A 12,308-nucleotide genomic window follows, 5' to 3' on the forward strand; every position below is an offset into this window, starting at 1 on the left:
CGTCAATTCGGAGGGAGCGACCATGCTGTCAAAGCGCAAGCCGACGAAGATCCTGTATTTCGCCTACGGCCCGACCATGAACCCGGCGCTGATGGCGGAGATCTGCCCCGGCGCCGTGGCGGTGGCGCCCGCTGCGCTACCCGACCACGAGCTGGCGTTCTTCGGCCATTCCGACACCTGGGACGGCGCGGAGAAGACGCTGGTGTGCCGCCCCGGCGCGACGGCGTGGGGCATGCTCTACCGGCTGTCGGCGTCCGACCTCGACCGGCTCGACGCCCACCAGGGCGCCAAGGCGGACGGCAGCGGTCCCTATTTCCATTTCCCGACCGAAGCGCTCGGCGCCGATCGGCAGCGCCACGACGTGGTGTTCTACAAGCGCTCCATCAACGGCGAGCCGCGCCTGCCCAGCACCGACTATGTCGCGCACATCATCGCCGGCGCCGAGGCGCACCACCTGCCGCAGGACTATATCGACCGGCTGCGCCGCCTGCCGGCCCGCGCGGCGAGCTACGGCGTGCCGCTGCGCCGCGCCGGCGCCGGCCACGCGGTCGGCTGCGCCTGCTGAGGGGCGCGTTCGGCTTCGGCCGGCCCCGCCTCAGCTCAGGAGCGGGCTCCAGGCCGGGTCGGAGGCGTAGCTCGGCGTCGGCACGCGCTGCTCGTTCTGGCCGGTGAGGTCGACGGTGAACAGCTGCGGCCCGCCGGCGCCGCCCGGATCGCGCCAGAACATCAGCACGCGGCCGTTCGGGGCCCAGGTCGGCCCCTCATTGTGGTAGCCGGCGGTGAGGATGCGCTCGCCCGAGCCGTCGGTGCGCATCACGCCGATGGCGAACTGGCCGCCGCCCTGCTTGGTGAAGGCGATCAGATCGCCGCGCGGCGACCACACCGGCGTGGTGTAGCTGCCGTCGCCGAACGACAGCCGGCGCTGGCCGGAGCCGTCCGACCCCATGATGTAGAGCTGGGCCGAGCCGCCGCGGTCGGAGGCGAACGCGATCTGGCGGCCGTCGGGCGAGTAGCACGGCGCAACGTCGATGGCGCCGGAGTTCGACAGCCGCGTCACCGATTTTGAGCGCAGGTCCATGACGTGGATCGACGTCACGCCGCCCTGCTCGGCGGAGAACACCACGCGCTGGCCGTCCGGCGAGAAGCGCGGGCTGAGCGTCATGCCGGGGAAGTTGCCGACCGCCTCGCGCTGGCCGGTCTCGATGTTCATCAGGAACACCCGCCAGGAGCCGCGGTTCAGCGCCATGTAGGTGATGTCCTGGCTCGACGGCGAAAAGCGCGGCGTGATGACGTCCTCGTCGCCGCGGCTGAGATAGCGGACGTTGGCGCCGTCCTGGTCCATCACCGCAAGGCGCTTGACGCGGCGTTCCTTGGGGCCGGACTCGTCGACGAACACGATGCGGGTGTCGAAATAGCCCTTCTCGCCGGTGAGTCGCTCATAGATGGCGTCGGCGATGATGTGGGCGACGCGCCGCCAGTTCTCGGATGTGGTGAAATACTGCTGGCCGGTGAGCTGGCTGCCACCGAACACGTCCCACAGCCGGAACTCCGCCTTGAGCCGACCGTCGGGCTGGCGGGTCATGCGGCCGGTGACCAGCGCCTGGGCGTTGATCACCCGCCAGTCGGGATAGCGCGGCTGGACGTCGAAATTGGTGATGCGCTCGATGAAGGCCTGCGGCGAGATCGGCGCGAACAGGCCGGAGCGCTTGAGGTCGGCGGTGATCACCTGGGTGACGTTGCGCCCAACCTCGCCATCGGCGCCGCTGGCGCCGATGAAGTCCGGCAGCGCGATCGGCAGCGGCTGCACCGTGCCCTGCGTGATGTCGAGCTTGAGCAGGGCGCTCGCCGGCTGCGGCAGGAGGAGCGATGTCGCGCCGGCGGCGCCAGCGAGGAGAAGGTTTCGTCGGGTCGGGTGAAAAACGGGCATCTCAATCTCAGACGATGGGCGGGCGTCAGCCCCGGAACATGTCGCGCGGATCGAAGGTGACTTCGACGTCGCGCCACGCCTCGTATTTTGCGACGGGAAGGGTGTAAGGCGCGCAACGGCGGATGGCGCGCATCGCGCTTTCGGCGGCGATCTGGAAGGTCGAGCCGCCGCCGCGGTCGACCACCATCGGCTGGCCGGCGAGCGAACCATCCTGGTTGAGCGAAATGCGGATGCGAACGATCAGATCGCGCGCGTCGGACACGCCGACCGGCGGGTTCCAGCAGCGTTGGATCTGACCGCGCAATGCGTCGATCTCGGTCTGCGACAGCTGCGCCGCAGCGCCGGTGACGGTGCCGAGGGAAGCGGTGCGCGACACCTCGGCGCCGGTCGCGGCCTGACGCGTCGATTCGCGCTTGTCGAGCAGCGCCGCGATCCGGGTCGGATCGAACTTGCTGTTCGGGTCCGGCGGCGCGGTCTGCTGCTGCGGCGCCGCCTGCTTCGGCCGCTCCGGCGGCTTGGGCTTTTCGGCCACCTTCTTGGGCGGCTCGGGCTTCGGCTCCGGCTTGGGGTCGGGCTTCTTCGGTTCGGTCTTGGCGATCAGCTTCTCCAGCGCCTCGGCGTCCGGCTTGATCTCCGGCTTGGGCTCGGCCTTCTTCGGCTCCGGCTTGGACTCGGGCTTTTGCGGCTCGGGCTTGGGCTCGGGTTTGGCCTCGGCCTTTTTCTCGGGCTCGGGCGGGCGTTCGACCTTGGGCGGCAGCGGCGGCGGAGGGGCAACGGCGTCGACCGGCGGCTTCTCGCTGATCTTCTTGGCTTCGTGTTCCGGGGGCTTGGACTCGGCGATCTTCTCGACCAGCTGGCGCGGCTTTTCCGCCTTCGGCGCGGTCTTCTGGCCGCGGGTGAGCTGGGTGAATTCGGACAGCGACATCACGTCGACGTTCAAGGAATCGGTGGGCGTGACGGTCATCGGCTGGGCGTCGAAGGTGACGATCCCGATGCCGAAGACCACCGCGTGGAGCGAGGCCGAGGCGGCGATGCTCCGTCTGTCGCGCATCAGCTCCCCTGCTCCACTTCGGTCACCAGCGCAACGCGCCGGAACCCGGCGGCCGACAGCCGTCCCATCACCTTCATCACCGTGCCGTAGTCGACGGTCTTGTCGCCGCGCACGAACACCCGCTCATCCTGGCCGCCGCCGCGGGCCTGGGCGATGGCCTGCAGCTTCGGCACCAGTTCGGCGATCTGGATCTCGCTGTTCATCAGGAACACCTGGCCCTTGGTGTTGACCGAGATGGTCACCGGCTCGGTGTTCTGCTCGATGCCTTTGGCCTGGGTCTGCGGCAGGTCGATCGGCACGCCGACGGTCAGCAGCGGCGCCGACACCATGAAGATGATGAGCAGCACCAGCATCACGTCGACGAACGGCGTGACGTTGATTTCGCTCATGATGGCGCGGCCGCCTCTGCGGCGGCGCCGTCCAGCCCTGGTGTTGCCCGCAGAGGGAGCAGCGGCACCCATCGCCTTCAACCTCTCCTCGACCTGCCCCTTGGACGAGCCCGCGTTCGTGCCGGGGCCGGGTCCGTGTCGGGCGGCGATCTGCCTACCCCTGTTCGTCGATCTGGCGCGACAGGATCGCCGAGAACTCGTCGGCGAATCCTTCCAGCCGCGAGGCCTGTCGGCTGACTTCGGAGGTGAACTTATTGTAGAAAATCGTCGCCGGTATGGCGGCGATCAAGCCCATGGCGGTGGCGAACAGCGCCTCGGCGATGCCCGGTGCCACCACCGCCAGCGAAGTGTTCTTGGAGGCGGCAATCGACTGGAAGCTAGTCATGATGCCCCAGACGGTGCCGAACAGGCCGACGAACGGGCCGGCGGAGCCGACGGTGGCGAGCACCAGCAGCTTTGCTTCCAGCCGCTCGACCTCGCGCGCGATCGACACGTCCATCGCGCGGTCGATGCGCTGCTGCAAGCCGGCAAACGAGCGCGCACCGCCCTCGAACGTGCGCTTCCACTCGCGCATCGCCGCCACGAACAGCGCCGCAACCGACTCGTTGGGCCGCGCCGCCAGCGTACGATAGAGCTCCTCCAGCGACTGGCCGGACCAGAAGGTCTGTTCGAACTGATCGGCCGCGGCGCGGGTGCGGCGGAACAGGAACCATTTTTCGATGGCGATCGCCCACACCCACACCGAGGCGGTGATCAGGCCGATCATGACGGCCTTGACCACCCAATTGGCCTGCCAGAACAGGCCAAGCAGGGACATGTCGACGGAAGCGGTGATATCGGCAGGATTCATTGGTACTGCTTTCGGTCGTCCGTCTCCGGCATCGCACGGCACCACGCTCGGACGAGATCACGGCCCGCACCGTCGACGATGAACGGAAGGCGCTACGGCACCTTGCGACAACGGCAGGCAACGTTCGAATCGCTGGCGAATATGGCTGAACAAGGGCGCCTCGCCGGACGTCCGCACGCTTCAAATGCCGCGCCGCCGCTTAACGGCCGGTTAACGATGATGCGATGACGGCCGCGCCAAACGTCGCGCTGCGCCTGGTGGTGCGCGGGGCGCGGCGCGCGCACGGAGGGGCCGGCAAACGAAAACCGCCGGGCTCAAAGTCGGCGGCGCGCAATGACGGCGGCAACGCCGCAGCCTGACGTCGAAGGAAGCCCCATCGTGGTAGGTGGGATTTTATGCTACCCTATGGCGTGCAACGATGAGGATTTGGCGATGCCATCCGCTGAGAAAATCAGCGTCACCATGACGCCAGATATGCTCCGCGCCATCCGGGACAGCGTGGAAGCCGGAGAGTATGCCTCCACCAGCGAAGCGATGCGCGACGCCGTGCGCATCTGGCAGCGCCAGCGGCTGGAGGATGCGGAGCGCCTTGCGGCCATTCGTGCTCGCGTGCGCCGGTCACTGCACGACCCCCGCTCCGATCTGGAGGACGAGGACGTCGAGGCCCGGCTGCAAGCGCTCTTTGCCGACACGGCGAAAGCCCGCCGCGATGCGCCAGCTTAAGGTCCGCTACCGTCCGGAGGCGGTTGACGACCTCGAAGACATCTTCCGTTACGTTTTCCGTATCAGCGCCAGCCAGGTCACGGCTCAAAATTTCGTAGGCCGCCTCCGGGCGCGTTGCCGGCGCATCGGCCTCGTTCCGTTGGGCGGACGCGCCCGGGATGACCTTGAACCAGGGTTGCGCACGGTGCCCTTCGAGCACATCGCCGTCATCGCCTACACGGTCGAGGACGATTGCGTGCGCATCACCAATATCTTCTACGGCGGGAAAGATTACGAAGCGCTGTACCGGAATGCGTCCGAATCTGAATCCGATTTAGATCCTCCCCGGAGAGCATTGGGAGGTCGACCCGATGAATGAATCAAACTGTCGAAAGTCGAGTTGCTTCTGGAATTCAAAGCCCTGCGATGTGAATACAATTTTGGCCGAAGACGGGCATGCCCCAGCCGAAGCCGGGACATGACGACGTGCTGACGCTCGCGGTTTCGCTCAGACCACCGGCCCCCGGTCGGTCTCCGGACGCGGCTCGGCCGGGCGGCGGCGCTGCTCCATGAACTGGTCGAACTCCGCCTTGTCCTTGGCCTGACGCAGCCGCTCCAGGAAGTCGCGGAAGTCGGTCTGCTCCTCTTCGAGCCGGCGTAGTGTCTCGGCCTTGTACTCGTCGAACGCTCTGTTGCCGCTCGGGCTGCCCCAGGCGCCGTTCGAGGAGTCGCCGCGCCAGACGCCGCTCCAAATACCACCCCCGTTGCCGCCGCACATCTTGGCACGCATGCGGTCCACCCTCTCCTGCATCCGGTTCAATTTGCGCTCAAAGCGCGGTGAGGTTCCACCACAGTCCATTCGTCCGCTCCAGATCAGATAGATCAGCGTGGCAAAGCCGATCGGCCACCAGATCAGAAAGGTGACCACGAGCAGCACGATCCGGCCGGGATGGAAGCGTCCGGGGCGCCAGCCGCTCTCATCCGCGAAGGGGCGGTCCCAACGTTGCGAAGCGTCGGTCATCGTGGTCTCCGTGAATGTTAATCGCATTTACATGATGGGAATCGCCGGCCCGGATGTCAAGAGCGGCACGGTCCGGCCGCCGATGGCGCGATCACGTCTGCGTGCGGGCGGGGCCGCCGCGGCCGGTGTCTCGCGCACTGATGTGGGGAGGGACGATGCTGCCCGCCGCTGGCACTTTGACGCAGGGGCTGCGGTCGGCGGCGGCGCTGCTCTGGCCGATGCCGCAACGCCGCGCCGGCCGTGCTCACGAGGGCTCGACCGGCGTCCGGGCGACGATGTAGGGGCCGTGGGGGTTGGTGCCGAACACGCGCTCGTCGACGATGGTAAAGCCGGCGTCGCGGATGGCCTGGCGGAGGGCGGCCTTGGTCAGCGAGGCGGCGGAGGGAAAGATGCCGAGCAGGCGCAGGACCAGGAACAGGCTGCGCAGCTTGAGCCCCATGTCGGCGAAGCACCAGGTCTTGGCGATCATAACGCCGCCCGGTTTCAGATGCGCGTGGATGCCGGCGAGCGTGCCGGGCAGGTCTTCCACCAGGTGCAGCACCTGGAAGGCACAGATCGCGTCGAACGGGCCGCCGTCGAACGCGCTCCCGGCGTCGGTGAGGACAAAGGTGAGGTTCTCCGGCGCGGGCTTGGCGCGGGCAATGCGCAGCATCGCGGGCGAGAAATCGGTCGCAGTATAGTCCGCCACGTGGGGCGCAAGGCGGATCGCGGCCGAGCCGGTGCCGCAGCCGATCTCCAGCACCCGGTCGGTCGGGCTGAGCCGGCTGGCGACATCGGCCAGCATCGCGTCAAACGCCGCCGGGTCTTTGAGCGGCCGTGCGGCGTAGCGGTCGGCGATCCTGTCCCAGAACTTGACGTGTCTGGCGTTGGCCATCGCTTCTCTCTCCTGCGGTGTGGTCATGCCGCCTCCGGCATTCCGGTCGCCGAGAACCCTTTCACATCGCGGGTTTTGGGCGAGCGCCGGCGCGATCGCGAGGGGCGGAAACCGCATCAAAGGTGCGGCGCGATCAGGGCGCGCAGGTCGACCTTGGCCCGCATCCGCGTCGCCAGCATGTAGATGCCGCCGAACTTGCGCTGCAGGAACAGCGTGTCGACCGGCGGGATGCGCAGATGCTGATGGTCCTCGGCAATGGCCATGCCGGACTCGCGCATCCGCGACGTGAGGTCGGAGGCGCCGAAGTCGAACGGCCCATCCTGGCGCAACGGCTCGAGCGAGGTCTCGAACATGTCGAGCATGACCTGCTCCTGCCGCGCCGGCGTATCTTCGCCCAGAAAGCCGATCTGACGGGCGGCGGCGCGCATGCCGGCGCGGTCGCCTTCAAGCCCAGCCCGCATGAGGCGGCGGTAGAGGTCGGCGAACGCGGCGGGAAAGGCGCGGGTGGCGCCGAAGTCGAGCAGAATCACCTGTCCGGTCGCCGGCACATAGCGGTAGTTGGCGAAATTCGGATCGGTCTGCATCAGGCGGAACTCGAACAGCTCGCGGAACAGAAGGTCGATCAGCAGCGTCATCACCCGGTTGCGGTCGGCCTGCGGCGCGGCGACCATGCTGTCCACCGGCCGGCCTTCGACGTAGCTCATCGCCAGCACGTCCGCCGTGGTGAAGTCGCCGTGCAGCTCGGGCACAAGGAACGCCGGCCGGTCGGCGAGCAGCGCGCCGAATTGCGACAGGCAACGGCCCTCGCGTTCGTAGTCGGCTTCCTCGTGCAACTGGCGCTTGGCCTCGGCCAGCATCGGGGCGAGGTCGACGCCCTTGGACATCAGTCCCGCGACGCGCATCAGTGCGGCGACGTTGTCCACGTCGGAATCGATGCTGTGGCGGATGCCGGGGTATTGCACCTTGATCGCGAGGTCGCGGCCGTCTTTCGTTCGCGCCCGGTGGACCTGGCCGATCGAGGCCGCAGCGATGGGATCGACGTCGAACGTCTCGAACCGGCTCCGCCAGTCGGCGCCCCAGGCCCTGATCAGCACTCTCCGCAGCTGCAGCCATGGCATGTGATGGGCGTCGGCGCGCAGGCGGGCGAGAATCTGCGCCAGTTCCGGCGGCAGCATGTCGCCGGCGTCCATCGACATCAGTTGGCCGACCTTCATCGCCGCCCCGCGCATCCGCGCCAGCTTGTCGGCCACCTTCATCGCGTTGGCGGGGGTGAGCAGCAAATCCTCCATCCGCGGGCGCTGGCCGCGCGCCAGCTGCCGCGCCGCCTCGGTGGCGACGTTGCCGGCGATGGACGAGGCGAGGCCGCCGAGCTTGGCCAGGCGCGACAGGCGCGAGCTGGGCACGGGCAGGGCTCTCGTCACGATCTTGTGGTGCGGCATCAAGGCTCCTTCGGGGCGGGCAACGTCGACATGTGGGGGTGGGAAGAGGCCAGGGACAGTCCCCGCAGCAGCCGCAGACCTCGCGGCCGTCGTCGCGGGCGTGGTGCAGCGGCCGAAGGTCCTGGCGCTACGCGCCCATCGGTCGCGCTGGTCTCCTGGCGTCCGGCAGGTTGCGCAACGCGGCCTGCCGTCCGAGTTTCCAAACGGTCTCTTCGCACCGAACGTTCCTAATCGAGCTGTCCGTGGTGCGCTGTGACTTTGTCACAGTGGAGGCGTGAGGTTCGGCCTACACAATGACTCCGCTCGCCCGGTGTCGTCGTGGCGCCGGAGGTTGACGGCAATGCGCTCGCACCGCTCGGCGGCGCTGATCGTCGAGCTGTCGAGTGACCACGTTCGAACTGCGTCATGGAGGATAGGGTGCGCATACGTGTTGTCGGAAATGCCCTCAAGCGGTTCATTCTCTGCCTCGCCGTGGCGTTGCCGCTGGCGCTGCCTCATGTCGCGGTTGCCGGCGAACAAGCCCCGGCCGCGACGCTGCTGTTCTTCCTCAACCCGAACGGCCAGCCCTGCCAGGTCCAGTCGCAGATCATCGACGGCATCCGGCCGCAGATCGAGCAAAAGGCGCGCATCGTTGCGGTCAGCACCGCCGATTCCGCCAGCATGAGCCGGTTCCGGCAATACGGCGTCCGCTACCTGCCGCTGCTGATTCTGGTTGGCGACGACCAGAAGGAAATCAAGCGCTTCTCGCCCGGCATCCAGCCGGCTGAGGAAATCCTGAAGGAAATCGCCGCCCTCGGCGGCAAGACCTCCTGATGCCGCCATGACCTTCCTGGTCGAAGCCCCGTTCGCGTTCGGCGCCGGGCTCCTCAGCGTGCTCAGCCCGTGCGTGCTGCCGGTGCTGCCGATCATCGTCACCGGCGGAAACGACGACCACCGCGCCCGGCCGGTGCTGATCGTGCTCGGGCTGGCGCTGACGTTCATCCTGATGGGCGTTGCCAGCGCGCTGTTCGGCGGCCTGGTCGCCGCCGTCATGCCGCAGGTCGAACGTGGTGCCGGTGTCTTGATCGCCGGGTTCGGCGTGCTGCTGCTGCTCGACATCAACCCTTTCAAGCGCCTCGGCTTTCTCTCTGGGCTTAATTTTGTTGCCGGCGATCGCCTTGGGTCCGGGCTGCTGCTCGGCATGACGCTGGGCGTGGTCTGGATTCCCTGCGTCGGCCCGATGCTGTCCGGCATCCTGGCCCAGGTCGCCAGCCGCGCCGACATGAGCCACGGCATTGCCCTGCTGACGGTTTACGCTGCCGGTTTCGCGGTGCCGATGCTCGCAGTCGGCTATCTGTCGCAGGGAGCCCGCCAGCGCCTGCGCGCGCTGCAGAAGCACCCCTCGGTGGTGCGCGTCGTCAGCGGCGCTGTGTTGATCGTGTTCGGCATCATCATTGCCAGCTCCGGCATGCTGGCGTTTTCGTTCTGACAGTCAGAGCATTTTCCGCACAAGTGGGATCCGGTTGTGCGAAAGAAAATGCGAGATCACAAAGATCGTCCGACTTGGTGCAGTCAGGTCGGATGCGCTAGCGCGCGTCCGGCAGGCCGAGCCCGCGCAGATAGACCAGCATGCCAGCCTCCAGCAGGTCTTCCGGCGGCATCGGCAGCTTGCGGCGGGCACGGTCGCCGCGGCCGAACAACGAGGCGATGCCGTGCGACAGTGACCAGATGTGCAACGCTACCATCGCCGCCGGCGGCCGGTTGGCCGGTGGCACGGTAGCGGCCAGCGCCTCGGCCGCGGTGCGGACCACGGCGAACGCCTGATCGCCCGCCTCGCGCAGCGTCGGCGGATCGTCCGGCGGCACCCCGGCCTCGAACATAGCCGAATAGGCGGCCGGCTCGGCGCGGGCGAACGCCAGATAGGCCTTGCCGAGCCGCTCGAACGCCAGGAACGGGCTGGGCCGCCCGCCGTCCCACGCCGCCTCCAGCTGGGTTGCCAGGCCCTCGAAGCCGCGGCGCGCCACCTCGGCCATCAACTCGTCGCGGTCGCGGAAATGGCGGTACGGCGCCGCCGGGCTGACCCCGGCCCAGCGTGCCGCTTCAGCGATGGTGAAGCCGGCCGGCCCCTTCTCGGCGATCAGTTCGAGGGCGGCGCGAATCAGCGTCTCCCGGAGATTGCCGTGATGATAGCCGCGCGACCCCGAACGACCGTTGTCCTTGGACCAGTTCATGTGATGGTGTCTTACATGACGGCGGCGGCAGCGTCGACATTCGCGTGGCTTGGGCGTGACCCCGGCCGTGCCGCGGCGGGCTTGCGCCGGCCGGGGTGGCGGGCCGGCAATCGCCCCGGCCCATCTGGCTGCGGATCGCCGGCGCGCCGCCCGGTGCCCCGATGATCGGCGCCGGATCACTCCGGCCCGATCATCTTCTCCGGGCGCACGACGGCGTCGAACTCGGCGTCGGTGACGTAGCCGCCGCCGACCGCCTCCTGGCGAAGCGTGGTGCCGTTCTTGTGCGCGGTCTTGGCGATCTTGGCGGCGGCATCATAGCCGATCTTGGGGGCGAGCGCGGTGACCAGCATCAGCGAGCGGTCGAGCGCCGCCTTGATGTTGTCCTCGCGGGCCTCGATGCCCACCACGCAATTGTCGGCGAAGCTGACCGCGGCGTCGGCCATCAGCCGGATCGACTGAAGCAGATTATAGGCCATCACCGGGTTGTAGACGTTGAGTTCGAAGTGACCCTGGCTGCCGGCGAAGGTGATCGATGTCTGGTTTCCGAAGATGTGCACGCACACCATCGTCATCGCCTCGCACTGGGTCGGGTTGACCTTGCCGGGCATGATCGATGAGCCGGGTTCGTTTTCCGGCAGCGACAGCTCGCCCAGCCCCGAGCGCGGGCCGGACCCCAGCAGGCGGATGTCGTTGGCGATCTTGAACAGCGAGGCCGCCACGGTGTTGATGGCGCCATGGGTGAACACCATGGCGTCGTGGGCGGCGAGCGCCTCGAACTTGTTGGGCGCGGAGGTGAACGGCAGCCCGGTGATGGCGGCAATGCGCTCGGCCACCTTCTCGGCAAAGCCTTTCGGCGCGTTGAGCCCGGTGCCGACCGCGGTGCCGCCCTGGGCGAGCTGCATCAAGCCCGGCAGCGTCAGCTCGATGCGGGCGATGCCGTTCTCGACCTGCTTGGCATAGCCGGAGAACTCCTGGCCGAGGGTGAGGGGCGTGGCATCCTGGGTGTGGGTGCGGCCGATCTTGATGATGTGGGCGAACGCCTTGGCCTTGGCGTCGAGGGCGGCCTGAAGGTGGCGCAGCGCCGGCAACAGCTCGTGCACCACCTGCTCGGCGCTGGCGACGTGCATGGCCGTCGGGTAGGTGTCGTTCGACGACTGGCTCATGTTGACGTGGTCGTTGGGGTGGACCGGCTTCTTCGAGCCCTGCACCCCGCCCAGCATCTCGATGGCGCGGTTCGAGATCACCTCGTTGGCATTCATGTTGGACTGGGTGCCGGAGCCGGTCTGCCACACCACCAGCGGAAAATGGTCGTTGAGCTTGCCGTCGACCACCTCCTGCGCGGCGTTGACGATGGCATCGGCCAGCGTGGCATCGAGCCTGCCGAGGTCGCGGTTGGTCTCGGCGCTCGCGCGCTTGACGATGCCGAGCGCACGCACCACCGGCAGCGGCTGCCGCTCCCAGCCGATCTTGAAATTGCCGAGCGAGCGCTGGGTCTGGGCGCCCCAGTAGCGATCCGCCGGCACCTCGATCGGGCCGAAGGTGTCGGTTTCGGTGCGGGTTTGAGGACGCGTCGTCATGGCAATTAGGTCCGCTGGTGTGAAGATCGCGCGCTCATACCACGTCGGCGCGATATTGGGACCCAAATCACGGCGGCCGGAATCCGTGGCCCGACGGCTGGGAATTGCATCCGATCAACTGTGCGTTATTTGACAATGCGAAACCGGCATTTGGTCGCTATCGAACGCGTACGGGTAATTGGCTAAGGGCGCCGTTCGCGCGCGGCCGAATCGAATATGCGAGCAATGTCTATTGCTTAACGCTGCCCGATCTATTTGTAGGAAAATG

At 67.6% G+C, this 12,308-nt stretch carries 14 protein-coding genes; 5 read left to right on the forward strand and 9 right to left on the reverse strand.

Going from position 1 to position 12,308, the window contains the following annotated elements:
* Positions 1 to 22 precede the first annotated feature (22 nt).
* Positions 23 to 565: a gamma-glutamylcyclotransferase family protein gene (locus BVIR_RS14100; RefSeq protein ID WP_055038915.1), complete on the forward strand. Its 543-nt coding sequence runs from the start codon at positions 23 to 25 to the stop codon at positions 563 to 565.
* 30 nt (positions 566 to 595) lie between these two features.
* Here BVIR_RS14100 and tolB read toward each other — a convergent pair whose 3' ends face one another.
* From tolB to tolQ, 4 genes are all read right to left on the reverse strand, one after another.
* Entirely contained in the window at positions 596 to 1,927 is a 1,332-nt protein-coding gene (gene tolB, locus BVIR_RS14105) for a Tol-Pal system beta propeller repeat protein TolB (protein WP_055038225.1), read from the reverse strand.
* 25 nt (positions 1,928 to 1,952) lie between these two features.
* Complete coding sequence (locus BVIR_RS14110) at positions 1,953 to 2,978, reverse strand: cell envelope integrity TolA family protein (RefSeq protein WP_055038226.1); 1,026 nt, start codon at positions 2,976 to 2,978, stop codon at positions 1,953 to 1,955.
* Positions 2,978 to 3,439: a protein TolR gene (gene tolR, locus BVIR_RS14115; RefSeq protein ID WP_055038227.1), complete on the reverse strand. Its 462-nt coding sequence runs from the start codon at positions 3,437 to 3,439 to the stop codon at positions 2,978 to 2,980. The genes BVIR_RS14110 and tolR overlap by 1 nt, the downstream gene beginning before the upstream one ends.
* Before the next feature lie 82 nt (positions 3,440 to 3,521).
* Entirely contained in the window at positions 3,522 to 4,217 is a 696-nt protein-coding gene (tolQ, locus tag BVIR_RS14120) for a protein TolQ (protein ID WP_055038228.1), read from the reverse strand.
* Between the two features lie 432 nt (positions 4,218 to 4,649).
* Here tolQ and BVIR_RS14125 point away from each other — a divergent pair, with 432 nt between their 5' ends.
* Positions 4,650 to 4,940, forward strand: a complete 291-nt coding sequence (locus tag BVIR_RS14125; RefSeq protein ID WP_055038916.1) for a ribbon-helix-helix domain-containing protein — start codon at positions 4,650 to 4,652, stop codon at positions 4,938 to 4,940.
* Positions 4,927 to 5,298, forward strand: coding sequence for a type II toxin-antitoxin system RelE/ParE family toxin (locus tag BVIR_RS14130; RefSeq protein ID WP_055038229.1), 372 nt, complete (start codon positions 4,927 to 4,929; stop codon positions 5,296 to 5,298). The genes BVIR_RS14125 and BVIR_RS14130 overlap by 14 nt, the downstream gene beginning before the upstream one ends.
* Positions 5,299 to 5,427: 129 nt before the next feature.
* On the opposite strand, the gene BVIR_RS14135 is transcribed toward BVIR_RS14130, so the two are convergent.
* The 3 genes from BVIR_RS14135 to BVIR_RS14145 form a co-directional block, all read right to left on the reverse strand.
* On the reverse strand, positions 5,428 to 5,940 hold the full coding sequence (locus tag BVIR_RS14135; RefSeq protein WP_055038230.1) for a DUF2852 domain-containing protein: 513 nt from the start codon (positions 5,938 to 5,940) through the stop codon (positions 5,428 to 5,430).
* Between the two features lie 244 nt (positions 5,941 to 6,184).
* Positions 6,185 to 6,814, reverse strand: a complete 630-nt coding sequence (locus BVIR_RS14140; RefSeq protein ID WP_055038917.1) for a class I SAM-dependent methyltransferase — start codon at positions 6,812 to 6,814, stop codon at positions 6,185 to 6,187.
* 116 nt (positions 6,815 to 6,930) lie between these two features.
* On the reverse strand, positions 6,931 to 8,253 hold the full coding sequence (locus BVIR_RS14145) for an ABC1 kinase family protein (RefSeq protein WP_055038231.1): 1,323 nt from the start codon (positions 8,251 to 8,253) through the stop codon (positions 6,931 to 6,933).
* 417 nt (positions 8,254 to 8,670) lie between these two features.
* On the opposite strand from BVIR_RS14145, the gene traF reads away from it, so the two are divergent.
* Entirely contained in the window at positions 8,671 to 9,066 is a 396-nt protein-coding gene (gene traF / locus BVIR_RS14150) for a conjugal transfer protein TraF (protein WP_169788616.1), read from the forward strand.
* Positions 9,067 to 9,073: 7 nt separating this feature from the next.
* Positions 9,074 to 9,721 (forward strand): cytochrome c biogenesis CcdA family protein, encoded by a 648-nt coding sequence (locus BVIR_RS14155; RefSeq protein WP_055038233.1) that lies wholly within the window; start codon positions 9,074 to 9,076, stop codon positions 9,719 to 9,721.
* Positions 9,722 to 9,818: 97 nt separating this feature from the next.
* On the opposite strand, the gene BVIR_RS14160 is transcribed toward BVIR_RS14155, so the two are convergent.
* Both BVIR_RS14160 and fumC read right to left on the reverse strand, forming a co-directional pair.
* Positions 9,819 to 10,463, reverse strand: a complete 645-nt coding sequence (locus tag BVIR_RS14160) for a TetR/AcrR family transcriptional regulator (protein WP_055038234.1) — start codon at positions 10,461 to 10,463, stop codon at positions 9,819 to 9,821.
* A gap of 176 nt (positions 10,464 to 10,639) precedes the next feature.
* Positions 10,640 to 12,040, reverse strand: a complete 1,401-nt coding sequence (gene fumC, locus BVIR_RS14165; RefSeq protein ID WP_055038235.1) for a class II fumarate hydratase — start codon at positions 12,038 to 12,040, stop codon at positions 10,640 to 10,642.
* Between the last annotated feature and the right edge of the window lie 268 nt (positions 12,041 to 12,308).

Source organism: Blastochloris viridis (assembly GCF_001402875.1).
In the GTDB taxonomy this organism is placed as follows: Bacteria; Pseudomonadota; Alphaproteobacteria; order Rhizobiales; family Xanthobacteraceae; genus Blastochloris; species Blastochloris viridis.